This window comes from Arenibacter flavimaris (genome assembly GCF_030291335.1).
GTDB lineage: Bacteria > Bacteroidota > Bacteroidia > Flavobacteriales > Flavobacteriaceae > Arenibacter.
Genome location: NZ_JASWIM010000031.1, coordinates 28,097 through 46,998, shown reverse-complemented (window position 1 = coordinate 46,998; position 18,902 = coordinate 28,097). Strand labels below are relative to the sequence as shown.

17 protein-coding genes are annotated in these 18,902 nt (G+C 40.0%); 6 read left to right on the top strand and 11 right to left on the bottom strand.

Annotation, left to right across the window (positions count from 1 at the left end):
• The first annotated feature begins 32 nt into the window (after positions 1–32).
• From QSE00_RS19465 to QSE00_RS19450, 4 genes are all read left to right on the top strand, one after another.
• On the top strand, positions 33–665 hold the full coding sequence (locus tag QSE00_RS19465; RefSeq protein ID WP_110355417.1) for an NAD(P)H-dependent oxidoreductase: 633 nt from the start codon (positions 33–35) through the stop codon (positions 663–665).
• 50 nt (positions 666–715) lie between these two features.
• Positions 716–1,924: a DegT/DnrJ/EryC1/StrS family aminotransferase gene (locus QSE00_RS19460; RefSeq protein ID WP_286107162.1), complete on the top strand. Its 1,209-nt coding sequence runs from the start codon at positions 716–718 to the stop codon at positions 1,922–1,924.
• Between the two features lie 44 nt (positions 1,925–1,968).
• Complete coding sequence (locus tag QSE00_RS19455; RefSeq protein ID WP_286107161.1) at positions 1,969–4,263, top strand: GH92 family glycosyl hydrolase; 2,295 nt, start codon at positions 1,969–1,971, stop codon at positions 4,261–4,263.
• 207 nt (positions 4,264–4,470) lie between these two features.
• Positions 4,471–5,259: a 3-keto-disaccharide hydrolase gene (locus QSE00_RS19450; protein WP_110355415.1), complete on the top strand. Its 789-nt coding sequence runs from the start codon at positions 4,471–4,473 to the stop codon at positions 5,257–5,259.
• A gap of 83 nt (positions 5,260–5,342) precedes the next feature.
• On the opposite strand, the gene ribB is transcribed toward QSE00_RS19450, so the two are convergent.
• The 11 genes from ribB to QSE00_RS19395 all read right to left on the bottom strand — a co-directional run bounded on the left by ribB (position 5,343) and on the right by QSE00_RS19395 (position 16,672).
• Positions 5,343–6,485 (bottom strand): 3,4-dihydroxy-2-butanone-4-phosphate synthase, encoded by a 1,143-nt coding sequence (gene ribB, locus QSE00_RS19445; protein WP_110355414.1) that lies wholly within the window; start codon positions 6,483–6,485, stop codon positions 5,343–5,345.
• Complete coding sequence (locus QSE00_RS19440; protein ID WP_286107158.1) at positions 6,482–7,966, bottom strand: LptF/LptG family permease; 1,485 nt, start codon at positions 7,964–7,966, stop codon at positions 6,482–6,484. The genes ribB and QSE00_RS19440 overlap by 4 nt, the downstream gene beginning before the upstream one ends.
• Before the next feature lie 3 nt (positions 7,967–7,969).
• Entirely contained in the window at positions 7,970–8,614 is a 645-nt protein-coding gene (locus QSE00_RS19435; protein ID WP_286107157.1) for a LolA family protein, read from the bottom strand.
• Positions 8,615–8,645: 31 nt separating this feature from the next.
• Positions 8,646–11,027, bottom strand: coding sequence for an FtsK/SpoIIIE family DNA translocase (locus QSE00_RS19430; protein WP_110355411.1), 2,382 nt, complete (start codon positions 11,025–11,027; stop codon positions 8,646–8,648).
• Positions 11,028–11,154: 127 nt separating this feature from the next.
• Complete coding sequence (locus QSE00_RS19425) at positions 11,155–11,520, bottom strand: diacylglycerol kinase family protein (protein ID WP_286107155.1); 366 nt, start codon at positions 11,518–11,520, stop codon at positions 11,155–11,157.
• Complete coding sequence (tpx, locus tag QSE00_RS19420) at positions 11,513–12,019, bottom strand: thiol peroxidase (RefSeq protein ID WP_110355508.1); 507 nt, start codon at positions 12,017–12,019, stop codon at positions 11,513–11,515. Before tpx ends, QSE00_RS19425 begins: the two co-directional genes overlap by 8 nt.
• 186 nt (positions 12,020–12,205) lie before the next feature.
• Entirely contained in the window at positions 12,206–12,463 is a 258-nt protein-coding gene (locus QSE00_RS19415) for a DUF6952 family protein (RefSeq protein WP_110355409.1), read from the bottom strand.
• On the bottom strand, positions 12,444–12,758 hold the full coding sequence (locus QSE00_RS19410; RefSeq protein ID WP_110355408.1) for a thioredoxin family protein: 315 nt from the start codon (positions 12,756–12,758) through the stop codon (positions 12,444–12,446). Before QSE00_RS19410 ends, QSE00_RS19415 begins: the two co-directional genes overlap by 20 nt.
• Before the next feature lie 77 nt (positions 12,759–12,835).
• On the bottom strand, positions 12,836–13,480 hold the full coding sequence (locus tag QSE00_RS19405; RefSeq protein WP_286107154.1) for a peroxiredoxin: 645 nt from the start codon (positions 13,478–13,480) through the stop codon (positions 12,836–12,838).
• Between the two features lie 440 nt (positions 13,481–13,920).
• The gene (locus tag QSE00_RS19400; RefSeq protein WP_110355407.1) at positions 13,921–15,390 is read right to left on the bottom strand and encodes a Na+/H+ antiporter NhaC family protein; all 1,470 of its coding nucleotides are present in this window, start codon (positions 15,388–15,390) and stop codon (positions 13,921–13,923) included.
• Positions 15,391–15,457: 67 nt separating this feature from the next.
• Positions 15,458–16,672 (bottom strand): aminotransferase class I/II-fold pyridoxal phosphate-dependent enzyme, encoded by a 1,215-nt coding sequence (locus tag QSE00_RS19395; RefSeq protein WP_286107152.1) that lies wholly within the window; start codon positions 16,670–16,672, stop codon positions 15,458–15,460.
• 156 nt (positions 16,673–16,828) lie between these two features.
• On the opposite strand from QSE00_RS19395, the gene QSE00_RS19390 reads away from it, so the two are divergent.
• Entirely contained in the window at positions 16,829–17,287 is a 459-nt protein-coding gene (locus QSE00_RS19390) for an Lrp/AsnC family transcriptional regulator (protein WP_110355405.1), read from the top strand.
• Positions 17,288–17,403: 116 nt separating this feature from the next.
• Positions 17,404–18,810, top strand: a complete 1,407-nt coding sequence (gene lpdA, locus QSE00_RS19385) for a dihydrolipoyl dehydrogenase (RefSeq protein WP_286107150.1) — start codon at positions 17,404–17,406, stop codon at positions 18,808–18,810.
• Positions 18,811–18,902 lie beyond the last annotated feature (92 nt).

Sequence of the window (18,902 nt, the reverse complement as noted above, 5' to 3'; positions counted from 1 at the left end):
ACTATGGATTTTTAATTAAAAGAGAATTAGCTTTGGATATTATTAAGAAATTGGAATGGCGTTATGCAGTAAAGAAGTTTAATCCTGACAAGTTTTTGTCAGAGGAAAAGCTGGAAAGATTAAAGCAAGCCTTTAACTTAACAGCCACTTCCTATGGCTTACAACCCATTAAATTATTAGTAGTACAAAATAAGGAACTGCAAAAAGAATTGGTGAAGTTTTCCTTTGGCCAAAAACAGGTGGAACAGGCATCTCACGTTTTTGTCATTTGTATTGAAAAACAAATTGACAAGAAATTTATTCATGACTACTTTGCCAGAGTACAGCAAATTAGAAATACTTCCGATGAAATACTTGATCCCTTCAAAGGCGCCCTCATCGAAAGTTTTTCCAAGAAAGAAATTGAAGAGGTCAGGGGATGGGCCACAAATCAGGCTTATTTGGCATTGGGAACCCTGCTCACAGTTTGTGCTCTCGAAGAAATTGATGCCTGCCCCATGGAAGGTTTTTTACCTAAGTCCTACGACGAACTATTGGGCCTGGACAAATTAAAACTAACTTCGGTCCTGGTGCTTCCCGTTGGCTATAGAGCCGCCGATGATATGTTCGCTACCCTAAAAAAAGTGCGTAGAGACTTGGATGAAAGCATCATCCATATACCCTGATCCCATCACAAAAAAATAATTTTATAACCTAATAATTTAAGAATAAAGATATGCCAGGATTTGAACTTTTTGGAGACAAGGAACGAAAACAAGTCAATGATGTTTTGGATTCAGGAGTATTGATGCGATATGGATTTGATGGTATGAGGAAAGGCCATTGGAAAGCCAAGGCATTGGAAAAGGCCCTGGAAAATCGCATGCAGGTGAACCACGCACAATTGGTAAGTAGCGGTACCGCTGCCTTAACGGTGGCCTTGGCCTGTGCCAAAGTAGGTGCAGGGGATGAAGTTATATTACCTACATTTACCTTTGTGGCAAGTTTTGAAGCCATCCTTTCGGTGGGTGCCACCCCCATTTTAGTAGATGTGGACGACACCCTTACCTTAGATCCAATTGCTGTTGAGGAAGCTATAACCCATAAAACCAAAGTAGTGATGCCCGTACATATGTGCGGATCCATGGCGGATTTGGCTGCTTTAAAAAGTATATGCGACAAACATAACCTATTGCTATTGGAAGATGCCTGTCAGGCCATTGGCGGTAGTTATGAAGGGAAACCCTTGGGTAGTTATGGGGATTTGGGATGTTTTTCATTCGACTATGTTAAGACCATAACCTGTGGAGAAGGCGGGGCAGTCATCACCAATAACACAGAATATTATAAAAGTGCCGACCAATATTCCGATCACGGCCATGATCATATAGGGAAGGATAGGGGAGCGGAAGACCACCCCATTCTAGGCTATAATTATAGAATTTCAGAGCTTCATGCTGCCGTAGGATTGGCACAAATAGAACGTTTGGACGATTTTATAGCCATCCAGAAAAAAAATTATTCCATTCTGCGATCGGCCTTGGAAAAAATCCCTGGGATCAGTTTTAGACGGGTACCCAATGGCGGTATTGAGAATTATTCCTTTCTCAGCTTTTACATGCCATCCGAAGAAATGGCCAGGGAAACAATTAAGGCTTTTTCGGAGAATGGAGTGGATACCTGCTTTTATTGGTACGATAACAATTGGCATTACTACAGAAAATGGGAGCATTTAAAGAACCTGAATAGCCTCAATAGCCATTCCAAAGAAATTAAAGACGGGCTTCCCAATTATAATTCTATGGATTTTTCCAAGTCGGATGTATGGGTTAGTAGAAATATCTCCTGTTTAATCAAATTGGGATGGACAGAGGAGGAAGTTACTTCAAGAGCTGAAAAAATGGTAAATGTTCTACAAAATATTGTTGATATTTCCGATTATTGAATTATTATTGGATACAATCCAGAAATGAACCTAAAATCAACTTAATGAAAATAGATCGAACGCCCTTTATTCTTCTTCTTTTACTCACTGTTTTGTCGTTTATTTCATGTGAAGAAATACAAACTCAGAATCCCAAAAACACTGATTTTGTTGACCTCGTGTATCCTCATTTGGATTCCGAAAACTCCAGATGGTTCTTTTTTTCCTCGGCCTCAAGGCCATTTGGTATGGTGAATTTAAGTCCGGACACGGAGATCAATGGTGCCTGGGGTAGTGGATATAGGTACAAAACAGATACTATTAAGGGATTTAGCCATGTACACGGCTGGCAGATTTCAGGGCTTTCCATAATGCCCGTAAGTATAACCGCTGAAAACAGGGCTTCGATTTACAAAGATTTTTATTCCAAATTTAATCACGATGCGGAGAAGGTCTCGCCCGGTTATCATTATGTGGAATTGGAGCGCCAAGGAATAACGGCGGAGCTAACCAGCACCAAAAGGGTTGGGTTTCACAAATACTCTTTTCCAAAAAATGGAAGTCCAGCCATATTATTTAACCTTAACACCCTCTTGGGACCTAGTGGGAATGTAAATGGCAGCCTAAAAAAGATAGGGGACAATACCCTTCTGGGCGAGTTGGAGATGGCACCTACGCACAGACGACCAAAACCGTTTAAACTCTTTTTTAGAGTTGAATTCAACTCGGTAATCGAGTCTATTACCCAAGACCCGGAAACCGGTAATTATGTAGTATTCACGGATAAAGACACCCCTGATGTCTTAATGAAAGCTGCTATTTCATATACATCGGCCGAAAATGCCAGTATCAATATGGATTCTGAATTGAACCATTGGGATTTTCAAAAGGTTGTGGGCGAATCCAAAGAGGAATGGAACGACTTTCTTGGCAGAATTAAAATTGAGGGAGGTTCAGAAATACAACAACGAAGGTTTTACACAGACCTATGGCATGCCTTGCAAGGCAGAAGGGTAATAAGCGACATTAATGGTGCCTACCCTGATAATACCGGAGATAACTTCAGAATTGGACAAATACCCCTGGATGCGTCAGGAAAACCAAAATTCAACCATTACAATTCAGATTCCTTTTGGGGTGCCCAATGGACCATAAATACATTATGGGGATTGGTATATCCGGATATCATGGAAGATTTTGTCCATTCCCTTTTGCAATACCATCAGGATGGCGGCTTGGTGCCACGGGGTCCATCGGGAGGCAATTACACCTATGTGATGACAGGTGCCTCGTCCACACCTTTTATAGTCAGCGCTATTCAGAAGGGTATTATTAAGGAAGATCATGAAGCTATATATCAGGCTTTAAAGCAAAACCATATGCCAGGTGGCATCATGGAAAAAGCGGGTTATGAACATAAAACCGCCCTTGGGGGGGGATTCAAATATTACCTTAACAACGGCTATGTACCCTATCCAATTCCCGAAGGGAAATTTGGTGGTCATCAGGATGGGGCCAGCCTAACAATGGAATATGCTTACCAAGATTGGACCTTGGCACAATTGGCAAAAAAACTGGGGCATCAGGATGACTATGAAATGTTTATGCTTCGTTCCAAAAATTATAAAAATGTGTTCGACAAAAGCTCCGGTTGGATGAGACCAAAGGATGTGGAAGGAGTTTGGTTGGAGAATTATGATCCTTACGAACATCAACACGGATTCATTGAATCCAATGGGGCACAATCCACATGGTTTGTACCCCATGACATTAGTGGCCTGGCAGAACTGATGGGGAGCAAGGAAAAGGCAGTAGATAAGTTGAACGAACAATTTGAGGCCGCAGAAAAATTAGGATTTGCGGCAGGTAATTCCCACGCACAGGAACTCCACCCAGAATATAGGCGCGTTCCCATCAATTACGGGAACCAACCATCCATACAAACAGCGTTTGTATTCAGTAAGTTGGACAGGCCCGATCTTACACAATATTGGTCCAGAAAGGTAGTGGACAAGGTATTTGGTGGACTTTCCCCTGCAACGGGCTATAATGGCGATGAAGATCAAGGACTCATGGGAAGTTTGGCCGTATTAATGAAAATAGGGCTTTTTCAAATGAACGGCGGTACCGAAAATGATCCCATTTATGAATTGGGCAGTCCTATTTTTGACAAAATAGAAATAAGTCTTCATCCCCAATATTATAAAGGAAAAAAGTTCACTATAAGGACAAATAACAATGGCATGGACCAATGGTCTGTAAAAAGTGCCCACTTGAACAGTAAGCCTTTTAATGCTTACACTCTTGGACACTCACAATTGACAAAAGGTGGGGAACTGGAACTTGGGATGGGAGAGTAAAACTGTTAACCATAGATTTTTAAATAATGGTTCATGTACTGGCTTAATTTGAAAATTTTAGGTGAAACCAAGCAATTTATCAATTTCGGTTAGCGTTCAACCAAAGTATGGCGATCAACGGAATATAACTTTCGATTTGTGTAGGTCCAAGTAATATAACTATATTTAAAAATCAAAAATTAATTCAACTTTAAATCTTTTATCCATATGAATTCCAAAACTTTTTTTACCTGTGTTTTTTCCATTGCCTTTGCAATGCAAATTGAGGCACAGAATAAGCATATCAGTACACCACCCGAGGTATCGCCAATGCCCATGAAGCCGGAAATGACAGAGATATGGGAACCCGAGGTAGTTGTAGTGACCCCTGCTAAAACTTTGGGAGATGCCCCTTCCGATGCTATAATATTATTTGATGGTAGCAATTTGGACCAATGGGTCAGTCAAAAAGACAATACACGAGCTGCTCCATGGAAAATAGTGGACAATAACCATTTTGAAGTCGTACCAGGTACAGGTGGGATCAGTACAAAAATGAAGTTTGGCGACTGTCAGATTCATATAGAGTTTAGCGCTCCTGATATAGTGGAAGGCTCAAGTCAGGGTAGGGGCAATAGCGGCCTATTTTTGCAAAACAGGTATGAACTACAAATATTGGACTCGTACAATAACCGTACCTATAGAAACGGTCAGGCGGGCAGTATTTATAAAGACCATGCGCCCTTGGTAAACGCCATGCGCAGTCCATTGGAGTGGAACACCTATGACATTGTGTATACGGCCCCAAGGTTTAAAAAAGATGGTCGCTTGGATGCCAAGGCAAAGATCACCGTGCTACACAATGGGGTTCTGATACAAAATAATGTGGAGATTAATGGTAACACTTATTATGTTGGATTACACAACTACCCATCTGCCCATGGCGATGACGTACTATCACTGCAAGACCACGGAAACAAAACACAATTCAGAAACATCTGGGTAAGACCTTTGTAAGTCGACCAAACTTTAGATTAAAATAAAATGCCGAAGAATTCATGTTCTTCGGCATTTTTAATTTAAAGGATCCAGTATCCTTATTAATACGTTACGTAGTCCACAATTTCCAGTCCGTATCCAACGAGCCCCACCCTTTTGGTTTGGCTTGAGTTGCTAAGCAACCTAATTTTGGCTATATCCAAGTCGTGCAAAATTTGGGCTCCAACACCAAAATCCTTGGCATCCATATCCACCTTAGGCGCCTTATATATTCCTTGCTTTTGCAACTCTTTGAGTTCGCCCAATCGGCCCAATAGGTTCAAGGATTCGGTTTCCTGATTTATAAACACTATGGCTCCCTTGCCTTCTTCATTTATGGCGGTGAACATGTCCTCCAATTTCTTGTCGGGATTGTTCGTTAGCGTACCTAATATGTCATTATTTATTAGTGTGGAATTGATTCGGGTTAGGACCTTTTCGTCCTTATTCCACGTTCCCTTGGTCAGCGCCAAATGCACCTGATTATTGGTTGTCTGTTGATATGCCCTAAGCCTAAATTCACCAAATCTTGTAACAATATTAAAATCCTCTTTTTTACGGATCAAACTATCATGTTCCATGCGATAGGCAATCAGGGCTTCGATCGAGACAATTTTTAAATCAAATGTCTTGGCTACTTGTACCAATTGTGGCAATCTGGCCATAGACCCATCCTCGTTCATAATCTCAACGATAACCCCGGCAGGTTTTAGTCCTGCCAATCGGGCAAAATCAATAGCGGCTTCGGTATGTCCGGTGCGTCGCAATACTCCCCCTTCTTTGGCAACAAGGGGAAATATATGTCCAGGTCTTGCCAAATCATGTGCCTTGATACTTTCATCTGTTAGGGCTTTAACGGTACTTGCACGATCTGCAGCAGAAATACCGGTGGTTACACCATGGCCTCTCAGATCCACAGAAACTGTAAAGGCGGTTTCCATGGGATCGGTATTATTGTAGACCATCATGTGCAGGCCTAATTCCTTGCACCTACCTTCGGTGAGCGGTGCACAGATAAGTCCTCTACCATGGGTAGCCATAAAATTGATCAATTCTGGAGTGGCCAACTCAGCAGCGGCCAAGAAATCCCCTTCATTTTCCCTATTTTCATCATCCACTACTATTATTACCTTACCTTGCCTAATATCCTCAATAGCCTCCTCAATGGTATTTAGCGTAATAGTCTTTTCAACTTTTGTTGTCATGTTACAGCAATTTTATCTTTCTTCTTAAATACGCCCTTAAAATAATCCAAAATACTCCCAAAGGACATTAACCCTTTGTCGGCCGTTGCCCTTCTGGTTAGAAAAACACCTAAAGGTAACATTATAAATGTAGAAAGCCATGCCCCTATAATAGGGTTAATATTCCCCTCCTTGGCATAATTTCCGGCAAATACACCTATAAAATAATAGGTTAGGAATAGAATTATTGCGATGACCATTGGCAAACCTAAGCCTCCTTTTCTGATAATGGCACCCAATGGAGCTCCTACAAAGAATAATATAATACAGGATAATGCCAACGCAAATTTCTTGTGGAGCGATAAAATGTGAAGTCGGTATATCTTGTATTTAATTTGAAGCTCATTTTTCTTTCCCTGAATACTAGTTATTATATTGGAAGTAGCACTTTTTGCAGAACTTAAAATCTGCGTCTGATTCCATGAAGGGAAGAGGCCCAGTATACTATCGGTATCCATTCTGGTTCCTAAGGAATCCATTTCCTTCTTTCTTTTGTCCAATGTAATCTGGGCTAAGGAATCGGGTTTTTTCAAGGATACGAAAGCTCCCATTCTCCCTACGATATTCTTTGAAAACGCCGTAACCAATTTCACATTGTCTTCCTTAAGGGAGTCAATATCCTTGGTTAAGCGGGATATATTTTTCATCTTGTCCGTACTTACGTCCCTCTCCTCATCCAGGTCAACATCATTAAGATCCGAAAGATCCTTGTTTATGGTATAGGTCCTAAAATTGGCCTTGGTAAAAGGATTTTTCTTCTTCTCCTTGTTATTTTTGGCCGTGACATCCCAATAATAATTGCCTTCTTTTAATACCAACTGCAAAATGTCTGAATCCTCACTACTGATAAGTTCTCCCGATTTTGCTTTGATTACTGTAGTATTGACTTTCGTTTTGGATTTTTCGTGAATGATGACATTCTCCAAGAACCTGTCATTTGGCCCGTACTTACGGTCTACCTTCATATTCATATCCGTACCTTCCAAATCGCTAAAAACTCCCTCCGATATAATGGCCGCAGGTTTCACCTTGGCTATATTCCTTCTTAAATTGTATATCTTTTGTTCCGAAATTGGAATAATATTATTGGCAAAATAAAAAGTGACCCCTCCCAAAAATGTAACAAAAATAATAAGGGGCAACATGGCCCTCTGTAAGGAGATACCAGAGGCCTTCATAGCCGCAAATTCATAATTCTCTGCAAAGGAACCAAAGGTAAGTATGGAAGAAAGCAATACGGTCAAAGGAATCACCCGTTCCATTAAGTTGGGCATAAGGTAAAAAAGGAACTTCCCAATAATGAAGATGTCCAATCCCTTACCTGCAAAATCATCAATAAACAACCAGATCGTTTGAAATACGAAGATAAACATCAGTATTACGAACGAACTGAGAAAATTAAAGAGGAACCTCGATAAGATATATCGGTCTAGAATTCTCAATGTCTAATTTCTTATGATGTAGTAACCATCATTCTTATACTTTTTCTCGTCAAAAGTAAATAAGGTTTTGGACAAGGGCTGGTCTATTTTAAAAGAATTAACAGTAATGGTCGTTTTTGTACCATTCTTCCCCGTTTCAATAAGCTTGTAAATATGCTTGGTCTCCACATCTATACCCAAAAGGATCATTTTGATCTCTGAATTGGTATCGATTGGTGTCAACTTCACAAACTGTATTTTTCTTCCCTGGATATTTTGCAGGATATCCCAATCATAATTGTGCCCCTGCTTATAGAAGGTAAGCATTTTAGAGGGCGTAATGGTGTTTTCATCATCCAATTTCTCTTCAATGGTCACCTCTTCATTTTCAGGTACAACGGTATATACCTTATTACCATCATACACTTGCTTGGATCCCAAATAATTGAACAAATACTTATCGCCTTGCATGGTTACATCCCCACGGGTCTCCGTATTTATATTGGCCTCCTCATTATGAAGGCTATATTTAAAGTCAACAAAAATATTGTCATAGCTTTTTACTTTATTATACACTTCATCCAACAAACTTTTGGCCTTAGCAGAGTTTTGGGCCATAGATATGGAAGTAGATAATACCAATAATAAAATAGATAATTTAAGTTTCATTTGTCTTCAATTTAAATTTTTACAGTGCCTCCTATGCACCTTCATTGCTCAAAAGTTGATCGAGGGCGTAAATATCGGGCACAAGTACCTGCCGGGCCTTACTACCTTCAAAAGGACCAACAATACCCGCTGCTTCCAACTGGTCTATAATTCTCCCGGCCCTATTGTACCCTAATTTCAACTTTCGTTGTATCAAGGAGGCCGACCCCTGTTGTGCTATTACTATGACTTCCGCCGCTTCCCTAAACATGGCATCCCGATCAGATATATTATAATCAATACCTGTGCCAGAATCGTCATTTCCTGAGTATTCCGGTAATAAATGTGCATCTGGATAAGCTCTTTGCGCACCTATAAATTCTGTGATCTTAGCAACTTCAGGGGTATCCACAAAAGCGCATTGAATTCTGGTTACGTCATTACCCTGGGTAAATAGCATATCCCCACGCCCAATCAATTGATCGGCTCCTTGGGTATCCAAAATGGTCCTTGAATCTATTTTTGATGTCACCCTAAAAGCTATCCTGGCCGGGAAGTTGGCTTTTATAATCCCCGTAATTACGTTCACTGAAGGTCTTTGCGTTGCAATAATCAAATGTATCCCAATGGCTCGGGCCAATTGGGCAAGTCTGGCAATAGGCGTTTCCACTTCCTTGCCGGCGGTCATGATCAGATCGGCAAATTCATCTATCACCAATACAATATAAGGCAAGAACATATGTCCGTCGTTAGGGTTAAGTTTCCTGGCCTTAAACTTGGCGTTGTATTCCTTTATATTCCGAACCATGGCCACCTTTAACAACTCATACCGGTTGTCCATTTCTATACAAAGGGAATTTAAGGTGTTGATTACCTTATTATTATCCGTAATAATGGCTTCTTCGGAATCAGGTAACTTGGCCAGATAATGTCTTTCAATTTTGTTGAATAGTGTAAGTTCTACCTTTTTGGGATCTATAAGGACAAACTTTACCTCTGCTGGGTGCTTTTTATAGAGCAAAGAGGTCAATACTGCATTCAGTCCAACGGATTTCCCCTGACCGGTGGCTCCTGCCATTAATAAATGGGGCATTTTAGCCAAATCTACCACAAAGGTTTCATTGCTAATGGTTTTTCCAAAGGCAATGGGTAATTGCATTTCCGCTTTCTGAAATTTACTGGAGGCGATAACGGAACGCATGGATACGATAGTAGCATTTTTATTGGGCACCTCTATACCAATGGTTCCCTTTCCTGGAATAGGTGCAATAATTCTGATCCCAAGTGCTGCCAATGACAGGGCAATATCATCCTCTAAATTTTTTATTTTAGAAATTCGCACTCCGGCATCAGGTACAATCTCATACAGGGTCACTGTGGGACCTATGGTAGCCTTGATCTGTGCAATACCAATTTTATAGTTCTTTAAGGTCTCTACAATTTTATTCTTATTTTCCTCCAGTTCCTCCTGGTTGATGGTAATACCTCCGCTGGCGCCATGCTGATCCAAAAGATCCAATGGGGGAAACTTAAAATTGCCCAATTCCAAGGTAGGATCAAATTCACCGAAATCCTCCACCAGCTTGTCCGAAATATTGTCTGACTCCTCTTTCTCTTCCTTAATTTTTTCCACCTCCATGGCAATGGTTTCCTCTTCGACCCCCACCTTTACTTCAAATTCCTCCTCATTGTCCTCTTTTGTCAAAGCCGGAATATCCTTCTTATGGGTGTAGGTGTCTATAACCACTGGAGTTTCTTCCTTTTCCTTGGTGAATAAAACCGCGCTCCCATCGTCACTGTCATCAACCTTGACAGCTTTGCCATTTTTAAATTCGGTAGCCAAGGATTTTCCCTTGTCGTTCAAGTAGGCAACCGCTTTGTCCGGGGAAAATTGGAACAATCTTACCAAAATAACGATCAATCCAAAGAGCAATAAAAGAAAGACTCCAACTTTACCTCCATAGTCCTGTAGAAAATCGTTCATCTCGTACCCGACCATACCGCCCAACAACGGTTTTCCCGCAGCAAAAAATCCCAGGGCAAGTGAGAACCAGATAATAAACACAAAGCCCCATATCCACTTTCTTAGCAGCCCCTGTTTTTGCATGCTTAAAAATAGGTACAGCCCCGTTAAAAAAAGTAAAAAGGTCAATATGATGGAAGAGATACCAAAACCTTTATAGAGGACAAAATGGCTAACATTGGCTCCAAATTTATTCAACAAATTCCTAGCCTGTTCATTCCTGTTTGCAAATTCGGTAAGCAAGCTTTGATCGTCTTGCCAAGTAAAATAGAAGGAGACAAAAGAAAAGAACAGCGCAATACTTAAAAGCATTAACAACCCCCCAAAAATAATTTTGTTCTGCTGTGATAATTTTAAGGAAAAGCCTTTTTTACTGGGTGTTGACTTTGGTTTTTTTACCTTTTTTGCCATTAAATCTTAAATTCTGGTGGCTAAATTACAAATTTACTTATGAACTCTTCGGAACTTTTCCCTTTCAAATAGCTTTTTATGGAAACTCTGTATAAGCCGGATAGAGAATAAGGATAACTATTGGATCCTAAAAGAGTTTGGGTATATAGATGATAAGGCCTATAATGGATGCGGCAATGGATACCAGCATAACAGCACCTGCAGAGATGTCTTTGATAAATCCAATTTTTTCATCAAATTCGGGCTGGACAAAATCCGATATTTTTTCCACAGCCGTATTTAAACCCTCAATTCCCAGTACCAATCCGATTGCCAATATTTGAAGAATCCATTCCGTGCTGGAAATCTCAAAATAGAATCCTGCAGCAGTCATCACCAAAGTAATAAATACCTGAATCTTGATGCTGGATTCTGTTCTGATCAAGAGAAGTGCCCCCTTTAAAGCGAAACCTACACTCTTTAAGCGATTCACCAAAAAGCTCTCCTTAGGCATCCATCAACGCTTCTAGTGCCGCTTTGTAATTGGGCTCATCAACGGTTTCTGCAACTTGCTCCGTATAAATAACCTTACCTTCCTCATCCAACACCACCACAGCCCTAGAGTGCAAGGACTTTAACGGGCCATCCACAAACTCCAAGCCATAGGCCTTTCCGAAATTACCATCCCGGAAATCTGACAACATTTCTACATTTTCTATTCCTTCCGCCCCACAGAAACGTGCTTGGGCAAAAGGAAGGTCTTTGGAAATACATAGGACCTTGGTGTTTTTCAATTCGGCAGCTTCCTTATTAAATTGCCTTACAGATTGGGCACATGTGCCCGTATCCACACTGGGAAAAATATTTAATACCACTTTTGCGCCTTTGTATTCATCCAATTGTGTACTGGACAAATCCCCCTTGGTCAAAGAAAATCCAGGAGCTTTACTTCCTGATTCAGGTAATGTTCCTATTGTATTTATCGGGTTTCCCTTAAGTGTTACTGTAGCCATGATTATTTTTTTAAAATTTGTGTGAAAATAAAAAATATATGCTGGATAAATAAGGAATATCTCATAAAAAGTAGGACCATGCCTAGACTTGCCAAATCTTTTACATAAATACAAATACCTCTATCCCATGTATTAAACATAAGGACAAAGGTATTTGATAATACATGGGCCAGGATGCCTAAACAATTACTTGTCTATGGAACCAACCACCCTCTGCATAAATTCGTTCAAAGCCTCTTTTTGGGACTTACCTTCCTTTATGGATTTTTGTACTTCCAAAGCTCCGTACAAGTTGGAAATCAATTCCCCAATAACATCCAATTCCTCATCTTTCAACGAGGATACTTCTGTTATGGACTCCAATGTTTCTATGGTCTCCAATACATAATCCTCATCGTTTTCAGCTATAAAGCCCGTAAGGTGTTTAATTACTGGTAATTTCACCGATCAATTCTTTTAAAACTTCATATTTATTGGTCTGGACCTGATTCTTAAATTCACCATCACTAAAAATGGCAAAGGTGGGAAGATTGTCTACCTTGGCCAACTTTCTAGATTCAGGAAATTTCTCTGCATCAGCAAGAACAAAGGTGATATCCTCATTAATGGATGCCTCCTTTTTAAACTTGGGTTTCATTATTCTACAATTGCCACACCAAGTAGCCGAATACTGAACAACCACCTTCTTATTCTGATCGATAATCTCTTTCAGATTATCATTTTCCAATTCGATTATCATAAATTTCAAATTTAATTATATAAAAAAAAGGAGTCAATGCTACAGCACTATTGACCCCTTATATTCAATTCTTGAAATTAGTTTGCGCGCGTGGATAAATAACTGGCAACACCATTTCTATCAGCCGTCATGGCATCTTTACCTTCTTCCCAGTTAGCAGGACATACCTCTCCTTTTTCCTGAACATGGGTATAGGCATCGATTAAGCGTAAATACTCATTTACATTCCTACCCAAAGGCATATGGTTAATCCCTTCGTGGAATACGGTACCTTCCTCATCAATTAAATAAGTGGCCCTGTAAGTTACATTGTCACCGTCTACCATAACAACACCGGTTTCCTCATTATACTGCTCATTGGTTATATCCAATATACCTAAAGTAGAGGCAAGATTTCTGTTGCTATCTGCAAGAATAGGGTAAGTAACCCCTTCAATTCCACCATTATCCTTTGCTGTATTCAACCAGGCAAAATGAACTTCGGCAGTATCACAGGACGCCCCGATAACCAAAGTGTTTCTTTTTTCAAATTCGCCCAAAGCAGCTTGAAAGGCATGCAATTCTGTTGGACATACAAAAGTGAAGTCTTTTGGGTACCAAAATAGGATTACTTTCTTATTGTTTTTTTGAGCCTCTTCCAAAACATTCAATTTGAAAGTATCTCCTAAATCGTTCATTGCATTAACGCTGAGATTTGGAAATTTTTTACCTACTAAAGTCATATTTATAAAATTTATACGATTAATTTCTGATGTAAAATTACATCTAATTATAAGGGTTCGCACCAATATGGATTTAAAAAATTTATGGCAATATAACAATTGTATATACCTATCCCGATTATGGTTTTTCTTTGTTAATTTGAAAAAATACAAGACTTAATTTTTTATATTTGACAACAGGATAGGGTTAAAAATATCAAATTCATTTTTAAGGAATAAGTAGGTTTAAGATGTGATTTCATTTCTTAAAAATGCACTCCCTTGTTAACTGAAGAGACTGGGTGGTTTTCCGTGGAAAACAGCTTGATGGATAGGTACACTCCTGTGATAAATCAGGGAAACATAAAAGATATAAGGACCAACTATTTAGCAAAGGCAAACTCAATTGCCCGCATTTTACAATTCACTAGTAAGAAATTCCGGGTCGAAGATTATTGCCCCTATGCTTTGGATGTTTTAAGCTGTCTTATCTTTAAGTGCAGAGCCGCAAAGAACAGGGTGGTAAAAGGACTTAACCAATTGAATATGGCATATACAAAATATTCGGCAACGCCCACCCCCAACACGCCCGATTGATAAGCTCCACAGGTGTTCCAGGGAATCAATACAGACGTTACGGTACCGGAATCCTCCAATGTTCTACTCAAATTCTCTGGAGCCAAGCCCTTGTCGTGAAAGGCCTTCTTAAACATTTTACCGGGGATAACAATAGCAAGGTATTGATCACTGGCTATAGCATTTAAACCAATACAGCTAAGCACGGTACTGGCAAACAATCCAAAAACAGAACTTGCAATGGACAATAAAGCTTTAGTAATCCGGGCCAAGGCCCCAATGCCGTCCATGATACCGCCAAATACCATTGCACAGCAAATAAGTAAAATAGTCCATATCATTCCTTGCATGCCTCCAGCACTGAACAAATCGTTCAACTTTTCATTATCGGTTACTATGGCCGTATCGGTAAATATGGCATTGAAAATAGCGGTTACATTGGAATCCGACAAAGATTTTAATACCTCAGTTTGAAAAAAGAGGGCAAATACCCCGGCCAGACCCACACCAGCTCCCAAGGCAATCAGAGGTTTCGTTTTAAAAAGTATTAGTACTATTACCAAACCTGGCACAATGAATAAATACGGGTTAATATCAAAGGTAGCATCTATAGTGGCCAAAAGTGCACTTACATCTGCACTCCCAGAAGTTTCTATGTTTAAACTTATTATGGCAAAAACCACCAATGTTATCACAATAGTAGGGACCGTGGTGATGGTCATGTATTTAATATGTGTAAAAAGGTCGGTCCCGGCCATCGCAGGGGCCAGGTTGGTGGTGTCGCTCAAAGGGGACATCTTGTCCCCAAAATAGGCGCCGGAAATTACGGCACCGGCAATCATACCAGGGTATATGCCCAAAGCGGTCCCAATACCAACAAGTGCAATTCCAACAGTAGCGGAGGTAGTCCACGAACTCCCTGTAGCCACTGAGATGATAGCAGCGATAACAACTGAAGCCGGTAAAAAAATAGAGGGATTCAAAACTTGCAGACCGTAATAAACCATGGCCGGAATAACCCCGCTCACCAACCAAGTACCCGCCAACGCTCCCACCAAAAACAAGATCATTATTGGAACAAGAACGCTTTTTAGGTTTTCCAGGACTTCGAGTCCCATAGTTTTTAAGGAGGTCTTATTAAAAAACCCCACAATGGCACTTATGGCACCTCCCAATAGCAAAATAATCTGATTGGAGTATTCCCCAAACCATTCGCCGTCCTTAAAGAAAATATTATAGGCCAACATCATCATCAATAGAACTACAGGAATAAGTGCTTCCCATATATTCAATTCCTTGTTTTCTACAATATGCTCATTTTCGGGTCCAGCGGGATTGGTACTCAGGTTCTGCATTTAGAGGCTTTTTGTTTCTTCGTAATATTACGATTTTGATATCTCTTCTGCAAACCCATAATTAGACCTATGCTCTTAAAGGTTTTAAAATATCCAATTGAATTAAACAATCCTTCATGGCCCTATAGGTTCTATCAATATGGTCATCCAACCCTATGGAAAATCGGATCAAACCATTGGTCAGGCCCATCTCCAATTGCTCTTCCAACGGAATCTCCGAAGAGGTAGAGGTTCCCGGAGCACTAAATAAAGTTTTATAAAAACCCAAACTAACGGCCAAATATCCCAAATGTTTCTTCTGCATTAATTCCATCAAGGCATTGGCATTTTCCAAAGAACCCACATCCAGGGTCATTAATCCCCCAAAGCCATATTCCGGATTATATTGTTTTTTCATTAGCACGTGCCCCATATGCGATTTAAGGCCAGGATATACCACTCTTAGTCCGTCCTTTTCAAAATTTTGTGCCAAGTGCAGCGCATTTTCACTGTGTTTTTTCATCCTTATATGCAGCGTTCTCATATTCTTTAAAATAGAAGAAGCCCTTAAACTATCCAAAGTACTGCCCAATAACATCCCTGCGCCATTATTTACATCCTTTAGGCCCAAACAGAAATCTTTGGTGCCACAAACCACTCCGGCCACACAATCGCTAGTGCCATTTATAAATTTGGTTAAACTGTGGATAACAATATCGGCCCCCAATTTTGCTGGTGAAATGGATAAGGGAGAAAAGGTATTGTCCACCACCAAAGGAATATTATGTTTTTTGGCCAGTTCGGAAAGGGCCTCAATATCGGCAACTTCCAATAAGGGATTACTAACGGACTCACAATAGATCATCTGTGTTTTGGGAGTAATGGCCATGGCCACTGCCTCCAATTTTGTAGTATCCACAAAGGTAGTTGCTATATCGAATTTCTTTAAAAAATTCTTCATTAAGGCATAAGTACCTCCGTATATGGTCCTGCTACTAACAATATGGTCCCCGGCATTGCACAACTGCATTATCACAGCACTAATAGCCCCCATACCACTTGCAGTTACATTGGCGGTTTCCGTACCTTCCAAGGCAGCCAGGGCCTCCCCCAAATATAGATTGGAAGGAGAGGAGTGGCGACTGTAGAGATAGCAGCCTTCCGTATTGCCCTCGAAGGTATCGAACATAGTCTTTGCCGACAAAAACGTGTAGGTAGAAGAATCGGATATCGAGGGATTGACCCCACCGTATTCTCCAAAATACTGTAAATCCTGTAAATCATCAGATGCCCTAAATTTCATAACCAAATATTTATTTTACTATAAAATTAAATTAATAGCATATAAAAATCAATAGTTGTAAATTAAACTAGATTATAAATCTATGTAATGTAATTTATTTAGTTTATTTTTACGACTTATTGATGGCAGCAGCCAAACAGAAGAAAATTTATCACCATGAAGTTTGACGAAATAGACATAAAGTTATTGGGATTGCTTCAGAATGACAGTAAAAAAACGACCAAGGAGTATGCCCAACAATTAAATTTATCGGTTACGGCCATATATGAACGTATAAAAAGACTGGAAAAATCCGGGGTAGTTACCAAATACGTGGCTTTAGTGGACAAAAAGAAGGTTCACAAGGCTTTTACAGTTCTCTGCCACATTAAATTGGTTCAGCACAATAAGGAGTATGTACTACAGTTTGAACGGGAAGTACTTAAACTAAATGAGGTTGCGGAATGTTACCACACCAGCGGGGATTATGACTATATACTAAAGATATACGTTGCCGATATGGAAGAGTACCGAGAGTTTATGATCACCAAACTTACGGCCATAAATCACATAGGGAGCACCCAAAGTTCATTCGTAATCAATGAGGTAAAAAGTACTACCGAGGTATTCTTATAATAACAATTGTCCATAAGACGTTCATATCACAAGGAATATGAATGTTGTTCAAGAATAAAACATTCGTATTTTTGTAATCACAATAATGATACTAATCTTTTCAATACAATAATAATATGACCCAATATGATGTAGCCATTATAGGCTCAGGTCCTGGTGGATATGTTGCAGCAATCCGGTGTGCCCAGTTAGGAATGAAGACTGCGATAATAGAAAAATATTCAACTTTAGGAGGAACTTGTCTTAACGTAGGCTGCATTCCCTCGAAAGCGTTATTGGATTCTTCCCATCATTATGAGGATGCCGTAAAGCACTTTGAAGATCATGGAATTGAAATTCCAGGGGAAATCAAGGTAAACCTTGAAAAAATGATCGGGAGGAAACAAGCTGTAGTAGATCAGACTTGTGCAGGGGTAAAATTCCTTATGGACAAAAATAAAATAGACGTTTATGAAGGTCTAGGGAGTTTTAAGGATGCAACCCATGTCAATATAAAAAAGAACGATGGCAAAACAGAGACCATCGAGGCAAAAAACATAATTATTGCCACAGGATCCAAGCCATCCAACCTACCTTTTATCAAATTGGACAAAGAGCGCGTTATTACCTCTACAGAAGCCCTAAAACTAAAAGAAATCCCAAAACACCTTATCGTAATTGGTGGTGGTGTAATAGGATTGGAATTGGGACAGGTATACAAACGCCTGGGCGCAGAGGTAACGGTCATTGAATATATGGACCGTATTATCCCTGGTATGGACGGAGCACTTTCAAAAGAATTGCTGAAAGTAATGAAAAAGCAAAAGGTAAAATTTAATTTATCCCATAAGGTTAAGTCGGTTGAGACCAAGGGCAAAGAAGTAATTGTAAAAGCCGAGAATAAAAAGGGGGAAGAGATAACTTTTACTGGAGATTATTGCTTGGTTTCTGTGGGCAGAAGACCTTTTACCGATGGATTAAACATTGAAGCTTCCGGAGTTCAGCTCGAAAAGAACGGTACTATTGCCGTAAATGATAATTTACAGACCAATATACCTAATATATATGCTATAGGCGATGTTGTAAGAGGAGCTATGCTGGCGCATAAGGCAGAAGAGGAGGGAGCCTTTGTTGCCGAAGTATTGGCAGGGCAAAAGCCACATATAGATTACAACTTAATTCCCGGTGTGGTATATACCTGGCCAGAAGTTGCCGCCGTAGGTAAAACGGAAGAAGAACTAAAAGAAGCTGGTGTTGAATATAAAGTAGGTCAGTTTCCAATGCGCGCCTTGGGACGGGCAAGGGCCAGTATGGATTTGGATGGTTTTGTTAAAATATTGGCAGATAAGGAAACCGATGAAGTTTTGGGTGTCCATATGATTGGGGCACGAATGGCCGATTTAATCGCCGAGGCAGTTACAGCTATGGAATTTAGAGCCTCTGCCGAGGACATCTCCAGAATGAGTCACGCACACCCAACATTTGCAGAGGCGGTGAAAGAGGCTGCTCTGGCAGCAACCGATAATAGAGCCCTACATGTTTAAATAATTAAACAGGTTGATAATACAATAGCCCCGTTGGATATTTTCCAACGGGGCTATTGTATTATTGTAGTTCTTTAAATAGTACCTATTAA